The following is an 18,680-nucleotide window of genomic DNA, read 5'->3' on the forward strand; positions in this document are numbered from 1 at the left end:
ACACCGCGCTGGAACGTGTTGATGTACGACGGCCCGGTGTCCGCGGGTCCGGCCTCGCACTTGCCCGGCGCGTTGCCGAAGCCGTAGACGTTGTCGACATCCTCGAGCCAGTGCATGCCGTAGATGTCGTCCGTGCCGTACGCCGACTTCAGCTCACCGGCGATCGGGTCCGAACCGGAAGCGACCGACGAGTCGAGTTTCGCCGGGTACTCCTCGGGGGTGTCCAGCTCGGGTGCGTAGGTGGCCGGCTTGGAGGCGTTGTAGAAGGAGTTGGTCGGCTGGTCGGCGTGTGTGGGGATCATGTACTTCTCCATGATCTCCCAGGCGCCGTTGAACTTGGACCAGTCGCCCGTGACCTTGCCGTACATGGCCTGGAGCCACAGGAGGTAGCCGTACGCCTCCGACGTGGTCTCGTGACCGTGGTCCGGCGCCTCGACGATCAGCGTCTCCACCGAGTGGTACGGGATGCCCTCGGGGGAGAAGTAGCCGTTCGCCGGGTTGGTGATCTTGCCGTACAGCTCCAGGAAACGGGCGTCGTACGCTTTCGTCGCTCCCAACTGGGTCACGGTGACCGATGCCTTGGCTTGGCCGGGGGCCGTCGACTCGAAGGTCGCCGCGCCGGTGCCGGAGGAGTCGGCGGTGACGGTCACCTTCTGGGCGGTGTTCCAGTTCGAGGGCGTGAAGGTGAGAGAGGCGCCACCGGTCACCGACAGGCCCGAGTTACCGCTCGCGCGCGTTGTCGTCACCGTGACGTTCGCGCTCGGCTGCTTCGAGAGTTTCACCTCGTACGCGCCCGACTTGCCCTGCTGGACGCCCAGTTGCGCAGGTGTGGCGACCACCGAGGGGCCGGAGGCGACCGTGATGCCCACGGGCGTGGACTCCGCGGAGGCGCCCAGGCTGTCGTAGGCCTTGGCCAGCAGCGAATGACTGCCCACGGTCAAGCTTGAGGCGGACAGCGCGTACGGAGCTGTCGTGTCGGTGCCCAGCAGTTTGGTGTCGTCGTAGAACTCCACCTTGCTGATGGTCGCGCCGTCCGCGGCCGCGGCGGTGGCCGCGAGCGGGACCGCCTCGCCCTGGGTGTAGACCGCGCCGGCGGCCGGGCTGGTCAGCACGGTGATCGGCGGCTGGTGGGCCCCGTTGCAGGCAGTGCCGTTGACGGAGAAGGACGTGGGCGCCGCGTTGGTGCCGCTGTAGGTGAACTGCGCGCCGGCGGAGACGGCGGCGCCCGCGGCGATCTTGCCGTTGTAGCCGGCGTCCTTGACGGTGATGTTCCGGCCGGACTGGGACCAGCTGCCGTTCCAGCCGTTCATCAGCTTCTGGTTGCCGGAGTAGGCGTACGTCAGCGTCCAGCCGTCGATGGTGTCCGTACCGCGGTTGGTGACGGTCACGTCCGTGGTGAAGCCGGAGCCCCAGTCGTTCGTCTTGTAGTCCACGCTGCACTGAACGCCCGCTGCACGAGCGGTCGTCGCACTCGTGGCCAGCATCGACAGGGGCAGGGCCAAAGCGGTTGCCGTGGCGGTCAACGCCCGCCGAAGGGTTCTGCGTTTGCGTCCGGGATCCATGAACTGGTTCCTCCAAGCGGGTCAGAGCACGGGGAAGCACAAGTCTTGGCCAGTGGGAGCGCTCCCATGATGGGGATGAGGGCGGCAGCGGTCAAGGAGCTTGAAGAGTCGTACACGCGAAAGGGTTGAGTTCAAAGGAAGTTCAGCCGTACCTCTGGGCAACCGCGCCACTTGGCGCTACCTTCCTTCGCACCAGTGGGAGCGGTTCCCATCAGTCGACGCGCCGGACACGGTGCGCCACACTGCGAGGAGTCGCTCATGCGACACCCCCCACCTTCATTTCTCCTCGTCACCGCACGCGCCGAGACACTCGTCGCCCAAGCGGTGGTTCCCATGATCCGGCCTCAGGGAGCAACGCGCCGCCGCAGTGCGGAAAGCGCCGTCGCCGGGCAGTGGGACCACGGCTCAAAGCATCCGCTTCGATGAGAAGTTCCCAGCTCACGCCCGGCATTCGGTGGCTCGCCGCCGGTTGTCGCCGATGGTTGCGCACCGAATGAGAACAGGACGAGTCGACCGACGCGAAGGTCGGCTCAGGCTTCCCTGTCTCTGAGTGGATGCCTTCACTCCTCGGACGATGCTCGAACGCGGGGGCGGCGGCAGACCCACCCGTTGACCGCCGCATCGGGAGCGCTCCCAGAACCGAGTCCCCGTCCTGTCCCGTATCCGGAGTGCCGGTCGTGGGTGAACCGCTGCTCCAGACCGTCCCTGCCCATCGGTCGGGACGCCACGCCGACCCAGTACGGATCAAGGCGCGCGATCACCTGCGCGTGCTCCATCAGCGGAGAAATCCTCCAACCGGAAGGAACCCCGTCATCATGAGTCGCAGCAAAACCTCATTGCTCGCAGCGCTCGCGCTGCTCAGCGGGACCTCGGCGGCCGCACTCGTCGCGGCACCGGCCGGCGCCGTCGCCGCGGCCGCGCCCTGCACCGTGGACTACAAGGTGAACCAGTGGGACACCGGCTTCACCACCGCCGTCACCATCACCAACAACGGCCCGGCCAAGTCGAGTTGGTCGCTGAAGTGGTCGTATGCCGGAAACCAGAAGATCAGCAATGGCTGGAACGCGAAGGTCAGCCAGAGCGGTTCGTCCGTGACGGCCGCCAACGAGAGCTACAACGGCTCGCTTCCCACCGGGGGTTCGGTCGGCTTCGGTTTCCAGGCGTCCTACAGCGGGACCAACGCGATTCCGGCCACGTTCACGCTCGACGGAGTCACCTGCAACGTGGACGGTGGGCCGACCGACCCGGGGCCGACGGACCCCGGACCGACGGACCCGGGGCCGACGGATCCCGGTCCGGGTGGGCCGAAGGCAGCCAACCCCTATGTCGGCGCAAAGGTCTACGTGAACCCGGAGTGGTCCGCGAAGGCGGCCGCCGAACCGGGCGGCAGCCGCATCTCCAACCAGCCCACCGCCGTGTGGCTGGACCGGATCGCCGCCATCAACGGCGTGAACGGCGGCATGGGCCTGCGCGCCCACCTGGACGAGGCGCTGAAGCAGAAGGGCAGCGGTGAACTCGTCGTCCAGCTGGTCATCTACGACCTGCCGGGCCGTGACTGCGCCGCCCTCGCCTCCAACGGCGAACTGGGGCCGAACGACCTCGACAAGTACAAGAGCCAGTACATCGACCCGATCACCTCGATCCTTTCCGAGTCGAAGTACGCGGGGCTGCGGATCGCCACCGTCATCGAGCCCGACTCGCTGCCCAACCTGATCACCAACGCCGGTGGCACGAACACCACCACCGACGCGTGCGTGACCATGAAGAGCAACGGCAATTACGAGAAGGGCGTCTCCTACGCGCTCGACAAGCTCGGCGCCCTCGCGAACGTCTACAACTACATCGACGCCGGTCACCACGGGTGGCTGGGTTGGGACAGCAACCTGGGCCCGTCGGTGCAGGAGTTCTACAAGGTCGCCACGACCAACGGGGCGAGCGTGGGCGATGTGGCCGGGTTCATCGTCAACACCGCCAACTACAGCCCCGTCAAGGAGCCCAATTTCAAGGTCACCGACATGGTGAACGGGCAGACGATACGGCAGGCGAAGTGGGTGGACTGGAACCAGTATGTGGATGAGCAGTCGTTCGCGCTCGGGCTGCGGGACAAGCTGGTGGCGGCCGGGTTCGACTCCGGTCTCGGCATGCTGATCGACACCTCGCGCAACGGCTGGGGCGGATCCGCCCGGCCCGCCGGCCCCGGTCCGCTGACCTCCGTGGACGCCTACGTCAACGGCGGCCGCATCGACCGGCGCATCCACGCCGGCAACTGGTGCAACCAGAGCGGTGCCGGAATCGGTCAGCGACCCACCGCCGCCCCCGCCACCGGAGTCGATGCCTACGTATGGGTCAAGCCGCCGGGTGAGTCCGACGGCAACAGCGCCGCCATCCCGAACGACGAGGGCAAGGGCTTCGACCGTATGTGCGATCCGACCTACGGCGGCAACGCGCGCAACGGCAACAACCCGACCGGCGCACTGCCGAACGCACCGCTCGCCGGACACTGGTTCCCCGCCCAGTTTCAGCAGTTGATGCAGAACGCCTACCCGCCGCTGTCGTGATCCGCTGAGGAGGGCGACTCCGCCGGGGCCCCAGCCGGATCTCGACTGTGGCCCCGGCGAGTCGAGTTGCTCCAGAGCGAGCATGCGGCGCTGCCATCGAGCCCCCGGGACCGGCGCTGGTCACCGGACAGCGCAGGGTCGTCTTCGACGTGACCGCCCGGGGCCGGACGGACACCTCACCGCCCGAACAGCCGTCGCTCGGGCGTCACATGTGGACGACGGGTGCCACGTCGGGGTCCTGCTCCGGTACACCGCGGCGGTAGAGGATGACGCTGATGGCCAGGCCGACGGTGAAGAAGACGGCCGACCACCAGTAGGCGGTGGAGTAGGCCTCCAGACCCGCCTGGGCCCGCACGGCGGGATCCCTGGGGTCCTCGCCGGCCAGGTAGTCGGTGGCGGCGCCGGTGGCGAGCGTGTTGAGCAGGGCGGTGCCGATCGAGCCGCCTACCTGCTGCATGGCGTTCACGGTGGCCGAGGCGACCCCCGAGTGCTCGGCGTCCACACCCGCGGTGGCCAGGGCCATGGCCGGCGGCATCACCAGGCCGAGGCCGAAACCGGTCACGATCAGGGTCGGCAGGATGTCCGTGACGTAGGAGCTGTTCAGGTCGAAGGTGGTCATCCAGGCCATGCCGACGGCGGCCAGGCCCATGCCGAGCGGGACGACCGGCTTGGGGCCGATGCGGGGAAGCAGCACGCTGGTGGCGAGGGCGGAGGTGACCATGAGTGCGCCGGTCATGGGCAGGAAGGCGAGCCCGGTCTCGAGGGGGGTGTAGCCGAGGCTCTGCTGGAGGTAGTAGGTGAGGAAGAGGAACACGCCGAACATGCCGGCGCCGCTGATCAGCACGGCGATGAACGAAGCGCTGCGGTTGCGGTCGAGCAGGACGCGCAGGGGCAGCAGGGGGTGGGAGGACCTGGTCTGCCACACGGTGAACGCGGCGAGCAGGACGGCTCCCGCGGTCAGCCAGCCCCAGGTCTGGGAGGAGTCCCAGTCGTGGGTCTCGGCATTGGCGAAGCCGTAGACCAGGCTGAACAGGCCGCCGCCGACGAGGATGGCGCCGGGGATGTCGAGACGGGCGGTTTTGTCGCGGGGGGTACCGTGCAGCAGGAGGGCGCCGCCGATGAAGGCGACTCCGGCGAACACAAGGTTGACGTAGAGGGTCCAGCGCCAGTCGAGGTGCTCGGTGAGCACACCGCCGAGCAGTAGGCCGATGGCACCTCCGGCACCGGCGATGGCGCCGTAGACGCCGAAGGCTTTGGCGCGTTCCTTGGGGTCGGTGAAGGTCGTGGTGAGCAGCGACATCGCGGCCGGGGCGAGCAGGGCGCCGAACAGTCCCTGGCCGGCGCGTGCGGTCACCAGCATCTCGAAGTTCGCGGCGGCGCCGCCCAGGGCGGAAGCCCCGGCGAAACCGACCAGCCCGACCAGGAAGGTCATCTTGCGGCCGAAGAGATCGGCTATGCGTCCGCCGAGCAGCAGCAGGCTGCCGAAGGCGAGGGCGTAGGCGGTGACGACCCACTGCCGGTCGCCGTCGGAGAAGCCCAGGCCCTGCTGGGCCGAGGGGAGCGCGATGTTCACGATCGTCGCGTCGAGGACCACCATGAGCTGGGCCACGCCGATGACGGCGAGGATCGACCAGCGATGGCGAGGTGACGCGGAGGCGGACGGCAGCGGGGACACGGTGGCCGTGCCTGGTGCGTCGAGGGATGTTCGAGACATGAACGAGGAATCTCCAGACGAAGTGTCCAAGGGGGCAGGAAGGTGCGGTGGTGCGACGCGGACGGCTGCTTCGTCGGAGCTCGTCACGTGATGCGGTCAGTGATCGGCCGGCTGTCAGGCCGCCGGCGTACCCGAATGACGGACTTCTGCGCGACGCCGGAAGGCGACACCGAGGGCAAGGACGGCCGTGATCGGTTCCGTTCCGGGCCCGGCCTCTTCGGCGGCCTGCCGGCGAGCTGCCTGGGCCGAGGCGGGGGAGAAGGTCTGCCATTGCCGGGCTTGACGGTTCAGCATGCTGATCAACGGCATGAGGTCGATCACGGCCGGGACGTCGGGGATGCGCAGCTGATCCGCCGCCGTGTCTCCGAGGGAGCGTCGAAGCACGCAATGGATGAGATCGCGCAGTTGCTCCTCGGACAGGACGGCGCCGGGTGCCTGGGCCGTCGCGTGGGCCTGCGCGCCGATCACGGCAGCCGCAGCGGTGCGTGAAGTGTCGTCGGGGGAGGGAGCCATGGTGTCCAGCAAGTCCTGTAGGCGGCGGGCGCCGGCGTGGTCGGCGACGGTTTCGTACAGGCTCTCGTCCACCCCCAGGAGATGGGCGACGTACGCCCAGTACCGGTAGAGCCGGCGCTCCTCCTCGCCGGTGACGTCGATGCCGACGGCGGCCAGGGCCTGGTGGGCGACGAAGGTGTGGCCGAGCCAGGTGCGCGCCATGTCGAGCTGGCCGATCGGCAGGCCCGGGATGCCCATGTCCCAGTCCGTGAGGGCTGTGGCCCGCAGGCGGGCATGGCGCAGCCGGGCTTCCAGGGTGGCCACGTACCCGGGCCCACCGCGCAGCAGCCCACCCGGCCGGATGGTCTGCCGTGCCCACACCCCGGCCTCCACGAGCCGGCGCGGAGCGGTCTGAGTCGGCCTGTCGGTTCGCATCAGCAGCCGTGCGGCGGCCGGCGAGGCGTACGTGTGGACGAGCGCGCTGGTGATCGCGCAGAGCCCGAACCACATGGGCGGGACGGACAGGCTCACGACATCGCCGCGGTGGAGCATCAGGGGGTCGGCCCAGGAAGGGGGCGTCTCCACCTGCTTCAGCAGTGCGGCAACGGCTTCCGGGGGCTGCTCGTCGAGACCTGCCAGCCCCTTCCTCAGGCCGGCATTGAGCGCCTGCCGTGCCCTGTGGCCGTAGGCGTCCAGTTCGGCGATGACGGCGTCGGCGAGCGGGTCCCCGGCGGTGAGCAGCGACGCCATGCGCTCCGCCTTCAGGGAGGGCCGGTGGCCCACCGCTTCCAGAGTGCTCACGTGTTCGGAGGCGGTGTGGGGGGTGTGGTGCGCGGTCATGTGACTCTCATTTCCGAGAAGGCGCGACCCGGAGCGTCGGGCGCACGCGGCTCTCCGAGCCGGTCGGGAAGGTGGGGAGGTCTGCCACAGACGTTCTCTGACACCTGTCAGATTAGCTCCAATCTGACAGGTGTCAAGTAAGGTGTTCTCGTGAGAAGGCGCTTCGAGAGTCATGGAGGCAGTGATGGGAGTACGAACTGAGTCCGAGTCCGTCAGGCGGCCCGGGCGCCCCGGTGCCGGCACTCCGGCGGTGCCCGGGCGGGAGAGCATCCTCCAGCGGGGCCTCGAGGCCTTCGCGGAGCTCGGCTACGACCGCGCCTCCGCACGTGAGCTGGCCCGCCGTCTGGGCGTCAGCCACAACTTCATCAACGACCGGTACGGCTCGAAGGCAGCCTTCTGGCGTGCGGTGATGGACCACGCGCTGGGGCCGCGAACGGTGGGCCTGCCGCAGGAGGATGCCGAGGTCGACGACGCTGATCGGCTGCGGCAGATCATCGCCGGCTTCTATCGTGCCGCGGCGGACACTCCGTTGATCGGACGCATCCTCGTCGACGAGTCGTCCCGGGACACCGAACGGTTGGACTACCTGTACGAGCGGCACATCGTTCCGACTCTGCAGCTCATGGCGCCCAGCATCGAACGGCTCGTCGCCTCCGGACGCATGGCGCCCGTCCCGATGGACGTGCTGTTCTTCGCCGTCGTTCCGCCCGTCGCGGGAATGGTGGACGGCCCTCTGGCGCGGCGCTTGGGCAGGCCCGAGCCCGCCTCGTCCCAGCAGCTGACGGGCACGGCGGAGGCGCTGGCGACGCTCGTGGTCAACGGGCTGCTCGCGACGGGTGCGCCAAGGAGCCGATGAGCTCGTGCGCTGTCGACACCGCGGACGGCCCAGTCGCCTGCGGTGTCGGTCCGCTCGGCACCGGAATCGACACCGCGCTCATGGGCGGCGTCGCCGGTTGCCTGTGCGACCGCGGCCCACCAGCCGGTGCGCCCGGCGCTCGCTGGTTTTCTGCGGCAGACCCGGCCGCACCACTTCGGGCGGTCTACGCGTGTGGCGAGGGGGATGTCCCAAACAGGCAATCCGCCATGTCTCCTTCGGGAAAGACCTGGACCCGGCTCTGGGGGTTCACTGTCGGCCACCTTCACGAAAAGGAGCCGCAACATGCCCGAGGAAGCCAGGTCGGAATTCTGGAAGGGCCTCAAGCCGATCGTCGACTCGGTGAAGCCCGACGCCCAGCCGGAGGTGTATCTGTCCCAGGTGGCCACCGACGACGACCGGTACTACGCGCCGCTCAGCGAGACCGTCGGATCGCGCCCGCTGTGGATCAACGTCAAGGACAACTCCTGGGCAGACATCCTCTGCGCCAGGCAGGCCGGACTCGTCAACCGGCATTACCACCCGCATGAGGTGTTCGCGTACACGATCTCCGGCAAGTGGGGTTACCTGGAGCGACCCTGGACCGCACAGGCCGGTGACTTCGTCTACGAGGCGCCGGGAGAGGGACACACCCTGGTGGCCTACGAGAGCGACGAGCCGATGAAGGCGTTCTTCATCGTCAAGGGGCCGCTGATCTGGCTGGACGAGGACGGCGGAACGGTCGGCTACTTCGACGTCCACGACTACATCGAGTTGTGCCGGAACCACTACGAGAAGGTCGGCATCGGTGCCGACTACGTCAACTCTCTCTTCCGGTGACCCCGGGTCCCACCGCTCGAACGAGGTTCCGATGCCACGTATCCGTACCCGGGTCCGGCCCGACGCAGAAACACCCACCGTCCTCGACGGACCAGCACACCGCTATGAGAACCGCCTGTTGCTGATCCTCTTCCTGGCCTTCGGATTCGTCTTCTTCGACCGCCAGGCGTTGCCCTTCCTCGCCCCGTACATCGGCAAGGATTTCCACCTCTCCAACACCCAACTGGGCACACTGTCAGGCGTGCTGGCCCTCACATGGGCCCTGTCCGGCCTGGTCGCCGGCCGGCTGTCGGACAAGCTCGGCAGACGCAAACCCATTCTGATCGCCGCCGTCGTCCTCTTCTCCTGCTTCTCCGCCGCGGGCGGCCTGATGACCGGCTTCCTCGGACTGCTCTTCGCCCGAGCCCTGATGGGCGTGGCGGAGGGAGCCGTGCTGCCGCTGGCCCAGTCACTGATGGTGGAGGCTTCCCGGGAGAGCCGTCGCGGTCTCAACATGGGGCTGCTGCAAGGCTCCTCGGCAGGCCTGATGGGCGGGATACTCGCCCCGCTGGCCGTGGTGTGGATCGCCGAGGCCCACGGCTGGCGAACGGCCCTGCTCGTGACGATCGTGCCGGGTGTGCTCATCGCCGTGTGGATCGCCAAGGCGGTCAGGGAAGTACCGCCCGGCGGCCGTGTCCGGACCACCGCCGCGGGCGTGCCCGACACGCCAGCCGGCCCCAAGCCGTCGGTTCGGGAGGTTCTCGGGCATCGCAACATCGTCCTGTGCATGGCGATCGCCTGCTGCTTCCTCACCTGGTTCATCGTCATCGTCACCTTCACCCCCTCGTACCTGCTGACCGTCAAGGGTTTCTCCCCGAGCACCATGAGCGGAGTCATGACCTGTCTGGGCGTGGGATGGGTGCTGTGGGGTTTCCTCACCCCGGCTGTCTCCGACCGCGTCGGCCGCAAGCCGACCATGATCGCCTTCTCCGTCACAGCGGCCCTGTGCCCCCTCGCGATGGTCTACCTCACCGATCCGGTGCTGCTGGGCCTGGCCGTCGTGCTCACCTACACCGGGCTCGGCTGCTTCACCCTGTTCATGGCCACCATCCCCGCCGAGACGGTGCCCCGCGGCGCGCTGGCCACCGCGCTCGGTCTGGTCATGGGAGTCGGCGAACTGGCCGGCGGCTTCCTCGCCCCGGTGATCGCAGGGCGCGCGTCGGACGCCTGGGGGCTGCAGACGGCCATGTTCATCTCCGCCGGCGGCGCCATCGTGGTCGCCCTGCTGTCCCTGGGGCTGCGGGAGACCGCGCCGCGGGTGCTGCGTCGGCGGGCCGAGCGGGCCGCAGCCGCGCTCGGACCGGGCCCGGTGGTCGCGGGAGCGGCCGAATGAGCGCCGGCACGCAGCGTATGCGCGCCGCTGTCTGGTACGGAGCCAAGGACGTCCGCATAGCCGAGATGGACATACCCGCAGCCGGGCGCGGCGAGGTGCTCATCGAGGTCGCCTTCAGCGGCATCTGCGGCAGCGATCTGCACGAGTACGCCGACGGGCCGCACGCCATTCCCGTCGCCGAGCCGCATCCGGCCTCGGGCGCCAGAGCTCCGCTGGTCCTCGGCCACGAGTTCTGCGGGACGGTGGTGGAGCTCGGCCCGTCGGTGACCGGCCTGACGCGCGGTGACCGCGTGGCGGTGGAACCGAACTACCGATGCGGGCGGTGCCCGCGGTGCCGGGCGGGTGAGTACAACATCTGCCGGCACTTCGGATTCGCGGGGCTGATGGGGAACGGCGGCATGGCCGAGTACGCCGCCGTGCCGGCCTACATGGCGCACCGCCTGCCGGAGAACGTGTCGCTGGAGCAGGCCGCGCTCTTCGAACCGGCGTCGGTCGCCCTGCACGCGCTGCGGCGCGCCGGGACCACACCCGGGACCGTGATGGTGGTGGGCCTCGGCCCGGTCGGCCTGCTCACGGTGCGGCTCGCCGCGGAACGCGAGGTGCCGCGCATCGTCGCCGTCGACGTGTCCCCGGCGCGGCTGCACCGCGCCTCCGCACTGGGCGCGACCGATCTGATCGACGCACGCCTGGGAGAGGGTGTGGGGGAGCGGATCCGTGAACTGACCGGCGGCGAGGGCGTCGATGTCGCCTTCGAGGTGGTCGGGTCCGAGAGCACCCTGCGTACGTGTCTGGACGCGACTCGGCGGGGCGGGCGGGTCGTCCTGGTCGGCCTGGCCCAGGAGATGTCCCTGGACTCCTTCGCGCTCGTCAACAACGAGCAGTCGATCATCGCCAGTGTCGGCTACCGCGACACCTATCCGGAACTCATCCGGCTCGTCGCGGAACGTGGGCTCGACCTGACACCGCTCGTCACCTCGACCATCGCCCTCGACACCCTGGTCCCCGACGGCTTCGAGGCGCTGCTGGACGGCCCGGGAGACCAGATCAAGATCCTTGTCGACCTCGCCGCGCGCAGTGACCGACTCGGCTCCCCCGAGGCATCGGCCGGGACGCGACGGGTACGACCTCAGCCCGGGGGAGGAGAGCCTGAGACCAGCGAATGACCGCCCAGGAGTGAGCCGCGAGGCCGGCCACCGGCCGCCCGAGCGGACGGTGCTTCCCGGCTGAGCGGTCAGCGGCCGGGCGCAGATCAACGGCGGTCGCGGGAGCGGGGCGGCACGTGACACGGCCGCCGCGCTCCCTGCCGTGGGCCTGCCCGCGCGGGCTGTGCCCGGACGGGACCGGTTCGGCCGGGCGGTTCGGCCTCGGTGTCCTACCCGTGACGCAGCACCGCACCGGCGGGTAGCCTCGCCCCGAGACAGCACCTGCCCCCCCATGGCGGAGCGGTCCTGCCCCAGCGTGATCACGGATGCCCGGGCTGGAAAGGAGATTCAGGTGAACGCGCCTATCGTCTCCCGCGTGTCCACGCAGTCGGTCGATCCGGCGGATCGCATCGACTTCTGGGAGGAACACAACCGACAGGCTCTCGTGGGTCTGACCTGTTCGACGTACTCGCGACACGGTCTGGTGGCCACCGAGACGAACCTGGAGCTGGGGGACCTGCGGCTGGCCGAGATCGCCGGCAACGAGCACATCATCGAACGCAGCCCACGCACCTGTCGGACCCTGCCGAAGGACTCGATCTTCGTCACCCTGCTGACGGCGGGCTGTGGGGTCTTCTTCCATGAGGACGGCTGCGTCAGTCTCCAGCCGGGCGACCTGATCCTCTACGACACGCGACGACCGTATCTTTTCGGGTTCCCGTCCCCCATGCGTCAGCTGCTGGTGGACATCCCCCGAGAGGTGTTCGCCGCGCAATGCACCGCCGACGAGGTGTCCGCGCCGATACTGCTCGGCAGGGGGTCGGCCGCCGAAGGAGCGCAGGCTTCCGCCCTGGAGGCCGTGCTGGCCGAATGCGTCACGGGGCAGCGCGGCGCGAACTCGGTCACCACCCAGGCCACCGTGCTGGACCTCGTCCGTACGCTGGCGACGGCACGGCTGGGCGGCTCCGCGTCGCCCGCCATGGTCTCCCAACTGGAGGTGGCCAAGGACTACATGGCCCGGCACCTTGCCGATCCCGGCCTGAGCGCGGGGCGGGTCGCCGAGGCGATCGGCGTGTCCGCCCGGCACCTCAGCCGTATCTTCCAGCCCACCGGGGTGAGCCCCTCCCGGTACATACTCGAACAGCGGCTCGGCAGAGCCCGGCAGGTGCTCGCCGATCCGGGCTCCCGCCATCTGACGATCGCCGAGGTCGCCCACCGTTGGGGTTTCGCCAGCCAAGCTCACTTCACCCGCGTCTTCCGGGACCGTTTCGGCCGCACCCCGGGGGAGACGCGTCCGTTCATCCTCTAGAACTTCGGCCGCGTCGGGGTGCCGCCTCGGCACGCCGTGGGCGAGCAAGGTGATCACGCGCCTCCTCCGATCGGCGGGCCCCGTACGGGCTACGGTGGTGCTGTCATGGTGCAGGCCGAGTGGAGAAGGTGAGACGTTCCGTGGCAGAACCTGGTCGTGCCACAGCGGGTGCGGCAACGGCTCGGCGTTCTCCGGGACGGCCGCCCGTTCCGTTGGAGCGCATCGTCGCGACCGCGCTGCAGATCGTGGACGAGGAGGGCGCCGACGCCCTCTCGATGCGGACGCTGGCCCAGCGCCTGGGTTCGGGCACGGCCACGCTGTACCGGCACTTCGACAACCGGGCGGCTTTGGTCGCTCATGTCGTGGACCGTATGTTCGGCTTCGTGGCGTTCGACGTCGACGAACCGTCGTCGACGGACTGGCAGGAGGCGCTGCGCACGGGTGCGCATGCCATGTTCGACGCCCTGGCCCGCCACCGGAACGCGGCTCGCCTGCTGGTCGAGCAGGTTCCCCTGGGGCCGAACGCCATGGCGCTGCGGGAGCGTTGTGTCGCCGTGCTGCTCGACAGCGGTTTCCCGCCGCGAACAGCCGCGCAGGCGTACGCGACTCTGGCCCGCTATGTTCTCGGGTTCGCCGTACAGGCCAACCGGCACGAGGGAGCGGACCGGACCGAGGACGCACAGGCGGCGGCCACCTTCCGGAGCCTGGATCCGGACCTGTTCCCGGCAACCCTCACCGTCGCCTCCGAGATGCCCGTTCCGATCGAGGAGGAGTTCTCCTTCGGCCTCGAACTCCTCCTCAGCGGGCTCGCCCGCAGGCGCGAGGTCTGATGCGCATCGTCGGTTCTGCAGGGCGAGGGGCCGACCAGGTGTCGCAGCGGTAGCCGACATGGGGACTGCGCACGTCACCCTCTGCTGTCAGGTCCTGCTCCGGTGCTGTCGCTGCGTGTCAGGCTGAGGAGGCCGCGGGTCGGACATGGCGCAGCAGGCGTTCGCCGGACGCGAGGAGTTGGTGTTTGAGGTCGTCCAGGCCGGGTGCGAGCAGGGCATGTTCGCGCTTGCGCCAGGTCCCGCCAACCATGACGGCCTCGATGTTGGCGATGTCGGCGTGCAGAGCCGTGGCGATGGGGTCGTGCGCCGGCCACAGGTTGAGTGCCCGGGCGTCGACGGCGACCAGATCGGCCTGCATGCCCGCCTCGATGCGGCCCACCCGGTCGGCCAGGCCCAGTGCCCTGGCCCCTTCGACCGTGGCCCAGGCCAGTGCCTGCTTGGCGGTGATCGAAGCGGTGCCGGCGTGCGTGCCGGTCGTCTGCCGGTACTGGGCGTGGTCCAGGGCCCGCTGATGGGCCAGGGCGATGCGGGCGGCGGTGAGGAGACTGCCGGGCACGGCCGTGTCGATGTCCGTGCCGAGGGAGGGGGCCGCGCCGTGGCGCAGCAGGGCGCCGGTGATGGGGGTGCCGTGTCCCTGGCCCAGTTCGTTCTCGGGGGTGGTGGTGAAGGTGACGCCTGCCTCGACGAGCTTCTTGACCCAGTCGTCGGGCAGGTCGATCCCGTGTGCGACGTTGGTCAGGGGGCTGAAAAGCCCGGCGTCGCGCACGGCCTCCCAGCCGGATGAGGGTTCTCCGCCGCTCTGGTGCATCGAGACGACGAGACCGCGTTCCGCGCCGGCTCGGAAATCGGCGACGGCGGTGCCGGGCGAGGAGTACTGAGGCCCTTGCAGTGCCATACCCAGGGTGAGAAGGGCGTGATCGCGCACAGGTCCGTCGAGCAACCGGTCGATCTCGGCGAGGGGGTGCGGGACGTCCGGCGACCGGTAGGGCGTGCCGTGCAGGAAGACGGCCCGGATACCGGCCTGGGCCAGGCCTTCGACGGCCGCGTCGGCGTGCTCGGGCGACAGCACGTTGTGACACCAGTCGCCGACGGTGGTCGTACCGCAGTTGATCTGGTTCAGCGCGCCGACGAGATTGCTGATGCGCATGTCGTCAGGGGCGTAGTGCCCGACGCACTCGCCGTGGAGGTGGGTGAGGTACTGCACCAACGTCCAGTCGGCGCCCGCGGAGCGCAGCGCCGTCTGCCAGGTGTGCAGATGGGCGTTGACCAGGCCGGGGATGACGATGCGGCCCGAGAGGTCGACGACTTCGGCGTCGGGTGCGTCGACGCTCTCGCCGACGGCCGCGATGCGGTCGCCGTCGACGAGGATGTCGACATGTTCGGCGTCGGGTCGATTCGGCACCATCGTGACGACCCGCGCTCCGTGCAGCAGTACGCGGCTCACGCGGAGGCCCCCCGAGCGGGGATGAGGTGGCTCGGCTGAAACATGGTGCGACTCCTTGCCTAGGGCGTCATGGCGCGTGCAGCGGTTTGTGTGGTGGTGAGGAAGTCCGAAGTGGCGATGTGCCCGAGGTAGCCGTCGGGGCGGATCAGCAGCAGGGTGTCGCCAGTCAGGCCGTACGACCGCTTCAGCGTGCTCCTGGCGTCGGAGAAAGCGGAGCCGTCCGCGGCAGCCGGTCCGACGGCCAGCCGCTTCAATGGGGCGCCCGCCCTCGGCCAGTCGATCCGTTCGAGGTCCCGGGCGGCGCGGGGGCCGTAGGCGAGCGCGGTGAAGTGCGGCCCGCGGAGGACGTCGAAGAGCCGGACTCCGGCTCCGCCGGAGTCGCGCAGTTCGGCGTCCGGGGCGCGGTCGCCCACGCGCAGGGTCTCGGTGCGCATGCCGTCGGCCGGGGCGAGCGGGCCGCCGTAGTAGGTCAGGGCGAGCTGCTGCTCGTCCTTGCCTCGTTTCATGCTCGACGGATCGAGCTTGGCGATGCCTCCCCACTTCTCCGTGGACAGGCCCAGGACCCCGGCGGCGATCGGCTGCCGCTCGGCCTCGTAGGTGGTGAGCAGTGCCGGGTCCGCTCCGGCGAGGACCTGGCCGAGCTTCCAGCCGAGGTTGTACCCGTCCTGCATGCCGGTGTTCAGGCCCTGCGCGCCGGCCGGGGTGTGGACGTGCGCGGCGTCACCGGCGAGGAAGACACGTCCCCGGCCGTAGCTCTCCGCCAGGCGGATGTTGGGCCGGAACACCGAGGTCCAGCGGATGTCGTGCAGGTGGATGCGCCGGTCGCGGGTGTGGTCGTGGATCCGCCGCAGGACGTCCTCCTTCTCCGACGGCGGTTCCTCGTCCGGCGCGAGCCGGATCATCCACTGGAACAGGTCGCTGTCGGGCAGCGGGCAGGCGCCGATGAACCTGCCGCCCAGGCCGGGCCACATGTGCCAGCGGTTCCGGGCCAGCCCCGTCACCGAGGCGTCGACGATGAGCATCCGGTCGCTCTCGTGCGTCGTCCCGACGAAACCGATGCCGAGCTGCTTGCGCACCGCACTGGAACCACCGTCGGCGCCGACGGCATAGCGGGCGACGATCTCCTCCGTACCGTCCGCGCTCGACACCCGGGCGGACACCGTGTCGTCGCCCTGCGTCAGCTCGGTGAGCTCACGGCCGAACTCGACCTTGAGACCGAGTTCGCCGAGCCGGGCGTGCAGGGCGCGGTCCGTGCGGAACTGAGGGATCAGCCAGGTGTTCGGGTAGGGGACATCCGCTGTCGCCTCCTTGTGGGGGAACATCTTCCACGGCACGGCGAGCGGTCCCGCGTGCAGCCCGAGCTTGGGGTAGACGCTCCCGCCGGCCAGTACGTCCTTCAGGACACCGAGGTCTTCCAGGACTTCGAGACTGCGGGGCTGGATGCCCTTGGCACGTGAGCCGTCGAAGGCATCGGGAGACCTGTCGACGATGCGTACGGCCAGTCCCCGGCGCACGAGGTCGATCGCCAGCGCGGAGCCCGAGGGGCCCGCGCCGATCACGAGGACGTCGATGGGCTGCGGGCCGTTCATGAGTCGAGCCTTTCGCTGCGAGCGGCCACGAACGGGACGATCTGGTCGGCGCATTCTCGGGGCCGTTCGAAGGGCGCCATGTGGCCGCATTCGGGAATCACGTGATGGCGCCCGGGCTTCAGCAACGCGCGTGCCGTGTCGAGGTGGGCCGTGGGCGTGACCTCGTCCTGGTCACCCCACAGCAGCAGCGTCGGGATGCCCAGATCCCCCGTCTGCCGGAAGAGGTCGTCCCGGCCGGCGACCGGCAGGTGCTGCAACGTGTCGAAGACCGCGTACAGCGAGCCCTCGAAGCGGAACGCGTCGAGGACCATCTCGGTGAGTTCCGCGCCCAGTTCGGGGTCGCGGACGTTGTGTCCGAGGTGCCCCTGGAGGATCTGACGGCCACGCCGCCGGGCGACGAAGCCGGCCAGCAGGTCGCTGCGCAGCAGCCGGTGAGGTGATGTCAGCCGGGGTTCCGCGAGACCGGCAGGCCCGACGATGGTGAGGGTGGACACCGTCGCGGGATACTGGGCGGCGTAGGTCATGGCGACCAGCGCGCCCATGGACGTACCGACGAGGTGCAGGGGCCGTCCCGTCAGACCGAGCCCTTCCGTCAGCTCGACCAGTTGCCGCGCGAACAGTGTCTCGTCGTAGCGCGCCCGTACCCGGTCCGAGTAGCCGCGGCCGTACGCGCTGCAGGTCAGGGTCCGCAGTCCGCGGGCGTTGAGTTCGGTGGCGAGACTGTCCCAGTAGAACAACGGGATGGTCAGTCCGCCCGCCATCACGACCAGGTCGCCCTCTTCGGGGCCCCTCAGTTCGTAGTGGGTGACGCCGTCGGACAGCTCGATGAAACTGCCGGGCAGCTCCTGCCGTGCGTCGGCGGTGAGCCGGCGGTCCTCGCCCGCTGCGACGAAGTACTTCATGGGAACGGCCTCCAGGCCTCAGTGTGTGGGGGTGTCGGTGAGGGGGGCGAGGAACTTCGTGATCGCGTCGGCGACCCACTGCGGTTCCTCCTCCGGCAGCAGGTGGCCGCCGTGGGGATGCACCAGCTCCCGCGCGCCGGGGATGTCGCGGGCGAAGTGCTGGCCGTCGACGCCCGCGCTGCGCAGCGCGAGCGTGGGCACGCCGATGCGGGGGATCTGCGCGCTGCGGTCGGGCTGGTCGGTGTTGCACAAGTCGACGAAGGCCGAGCGGTTCCCGGGCCGGCTCATGAGCTCGTAGGCCCGGTCCACCATGGCGTCGTCCACGATCGTCGAATGGGGGCCCACGGTCGCGCGCAGGTTGCGCTCGATGGCGCCGCGCGGCATCACACGACGCAGAACGGGCCGCAACAGCGGATGGCGGGTCAGGCGCATGCCCGCGGGCATCTGCTTCTCCGGGTATCCGGTGGCATTGACCAGCACCAGGCCGGTCAGCCGCTCGGGGTGGTCCAGGGCGAGGTTCCAGGCGATGTTGCCGCCCAGCGAATTGCCCGCCACCGCGTAGTGCTCCACCCCCAGCGCCGCCACGAAGGCCGCCACCGTCGCGGCGTACGTGGGAATGCGGTAGTCGCGGTCCCCGCGGGGGCCGGTGAGGCCGAACCCGGGCAGGTCGGGGCGGATCAAGTCGAACGACTCGGACAGCAGGCCCGTCGCACGGTCGAAGTGCTGGAGCGACGAACCGCTGCCGTGCAGCAGCACGAGTGCCGGGCCCTGCCCAGAGCGTTTGTAGTGGATGCGCAGACCGTCCACCGCGACGAACCGGGAGTCGGGCTGTGGCTCAGACCAGGAACTCATAATGGCTACACTGTTACCGATAAGTGGTCGTGTCAAGTGCGGATGTGTTGCGGTGGCTGTCCAACACCTCGGGAGCCTGGCGCCGTGCATGCGTTTCGTCGCCTATGACTGTCGTCACCAGCGCGGGACCGTCGTCGCGGAGGACCGCCTGCCATCCCGTCCCCGGGGCGCGCTCGCTCATGGAGCTGACCCGCTCCGGCGGCGGACTCGACGCGCTCCCGATCTGCAACGACTGGTCGGCCCGCGACCTGTAGTCCGCGAGACGCAGGTCGGTCCGGGCCCGTGCGCATTCCCTCCATCACCACGCAACACGTCTGGCCCCGCCACTCGCGCGGCGAGGCCAAGACCTCGAGACCTTCACACGCCTTCTAGGGTCTGTCG

Annotated in this window: 15 protein-coding genes; 8 read left to right on the forward strand and 7 right to left on the reverse strand. The window is 69.5% G+C overall.

Annotated elements, in window-relative coordinates; translation table 11 throughout:
* A partial coding sequence (locus SMA5143A_RS38015) for a glycoside hydrolase family 48 protein (protein WP_181362212.1) occupies positions 1-1,562 on the reverse strand: 1,562 nt, incomplete at its 3' end.
* 815 nt (positions 1,563-2,377) lie between these two features.
* Here SMA5143A_RS38015 and SMA5143A_RS38020 point away from each other — a divergent pair.
* Entirely contained in the window at positions 2,378-4,120 is a 1,743-nt protein-coding gene (locus SMA5143A_RS38020) for a glycoside hydrolase family 6 protein (protein ID WP_107467362.1), read from the forward strand.
* A 205-nt stretch (positions 4,121-4,325) separates the two neighbouring features.
* Here the strand turns inward: SMA5143A_RS38020 and SMA5143A_RS38025 are convergent, their stop codons facing one another.
* Both SMA5143A_RS38025 and SMA5143A_RS38030 read right to left on the reverse strand, forming a co-directional pair.
* Positions 4,326-5,834 (reverse strand): MFS transporter, encoded by a 1,509-nt coding sequence (locus tag SMA5143A_RS38025; protein WP_107467363.1) that lies wholly within the window; start codon positions 5,832-5,834, stop codon positions 4,326-4,328.
* 114 nt (positions 5,835-5,948) lie between these two features.
* On the reverse strand, positions 5,949-7,166 hold the full coding sequence (locus SMA5143A_RS38030; RefSeq protein ID WP_107467364.1) for an oxygenase MpaB family protein: 1,218 nt from the start codon (positions 7,164-7,166) through the stop codon (positions 5,949-5,951).
* A 250-nt stretch (positions 7,167-7,416) separates the two neighbouring features.
* Between SMA5143A_RS38030 and SMA5143A_RS38035 the strand changes: the two genes are divergently transcribed.
* The 6 genes from SMA5143A_RS38035 to SMA5143A_RS38060 all read left to right on the forward strand — a co-directional run bounded on the left by SMA5143A_RS38035 (position 7,417) and on the right by SMA5143A_RS38060 (position 13,512).
* Positions 7,417-8,022, forward strand: a complete 606-nt coding sequence (locus tag SMA5143A_RS38035; RefSeq protein WP_181362218.1) for a TetR/AcrR family transcriptional regulator — start codon at positions 7,417-7,419, stop codon at positions 8,020-8,022.
* Between the two features lie 303 nt (positions 8,023-8,325).
* Positions 8,326-8,859 (forward strand): 2,4'-dihydroxyacetophenone dioxygenase family protein, encoded by a 534-nt coding sequence (locus SMA5143A_RS38040; protein WP_107467366.1) that lies wholly within the window; start codon positions 8,326-8,328, stop codon positions 8,857-8,859.
* 31 nt (positions 8,860-8,890) lie between these two features.
* On the forward strand, positions 8,891-10,231 hold the full coding sequence (locus SMA5143A_RS38045) for an MFS transporter (protein WP_107467367.1): 1,341 nt from the start codon (positions 8,891-8,893) through the stop codon (positions 10,229-10,231).
* Entirely contained in the window at positions 10,228-11,394 is a 1,167-nt protein-coding gene (locus SMA5143A_RS38050; RefSeq protein ID WP_258193978.1) for a 2,3-butanediol dehydrogenase, read from the forward strand. Before SMA5143A_RS38045 ends, SMA5143A_RS38050 begins: the two co-directional genes overlap by 4 nt.
* Positions 11,395-11,749: 355 nt before the next feature.
* The gene (locus tag SMA5143A_RS38055; protein ID WP_107467408.1) at positions 11,750-12,682 is read left to right on the forward strand and encodes a helix-turn-helix domain-containing protein; all 933 of its coding nucleotides are present in this window, start codon (positions 11,750-11,752) and stop codon (positions 12,680-12,682) included.
* Positions 12,683-12,894: 212 nt separating this feature from the next.
* Positions 12,895-13,512, forward strand: coding sequence for a TetR/AcrR family transcriptional regulator (locus SMA5143A_RS38060; RefSeq protein ID WP_107467368.1), 618 nt, complete (start codon positions 12,895-12,897; stop codon positions 13,510-13,512).
* Between the two features lie 118 nt (positions 13,513-13,630).
* Here the strand turns inward: SMA5143A_RS38060 and SMA5143A_RS38065 are convergent, their stop codons facing one another.
* From SMA5143A_RS38065 to SMA5143A_RS38080, 4 genes are read right to left on the reverse strand one after another with little or no spacing between them, the layout of a single operon-like run.
* Positions 13,631-14,956, reverse strand: a complete 1,326-nt coding sequence (locus SMA5143A_RS38065; RefSeq protein WP_107467369.1) for an amidohydrolase family protein — start codon at positions 14,954-14,956, stop codon at positions 13,631-13,633.
* A 59-nt stretch (positions 14,957-15,015) separates the two neighbouring features.
* Entirely contained in the window at positions 15,016-16,545 is a 1,530-nt protein-coding gene (locus SMA5143A_RS38070; RefSeq protein WP_107467370.1) for an FAD-dependent oxidoreductase, read from the reverse strand.
* Positions 16,542-17,447: an alpha/beta fold hydrolase gene (locus SMA5143A_RS38075; RefSeq protein ID WP_107467371.1), complete on the reverse strand. Its 906-nt coding sequence runs from the start codon at positions 17,445-17,447 to the stop codon at positions 16,542-16,544. The genes SMA5143A_RS38070 and SMA5143A_RS38075 overlap by 4 nt, the downstream gene beginning before the upstream one ends.
* An 18-nt stretch (positions 17,448-17,465) precedes the next feature.
* Positions 17,466-18,299, reverse strand: coding sequence for an alpha/beta fold hydrolase (locus SMA5143A_RS38080; protein WP_107467372.1), 834 nt, complete (start codon positions 18,297-18,299; stop codon positions 17,466-17,468).
* A gap of 104 nt (positions 18,300-18,403) precedes the next feature.
* Between SMA5143A_RS38080 and SMA5143A_RS43305 the strand changes: the two genes are divergently transcribed.
* Positions 18,404-18,553, forward strand: a complete 150-nt coding sequence (locus SMA5143A_RS43305; RefSeq protein WP_181362214.1) for a hypothetical protein — start codon at positions 18,404-18,406, stop codon at positions 18,551-18,553.
* Positions 18,554-18,680 lie beyond the last annotated feature (127 nt).

Source organism: Streptomyces sp. MA5143a (assembly GCF_900290235.1).
Classification (GTDB): Bacteria; Actinomycetota; Actinomycetes; order Streptomycetales; family Streptomycetaceae; genus Streptomyces.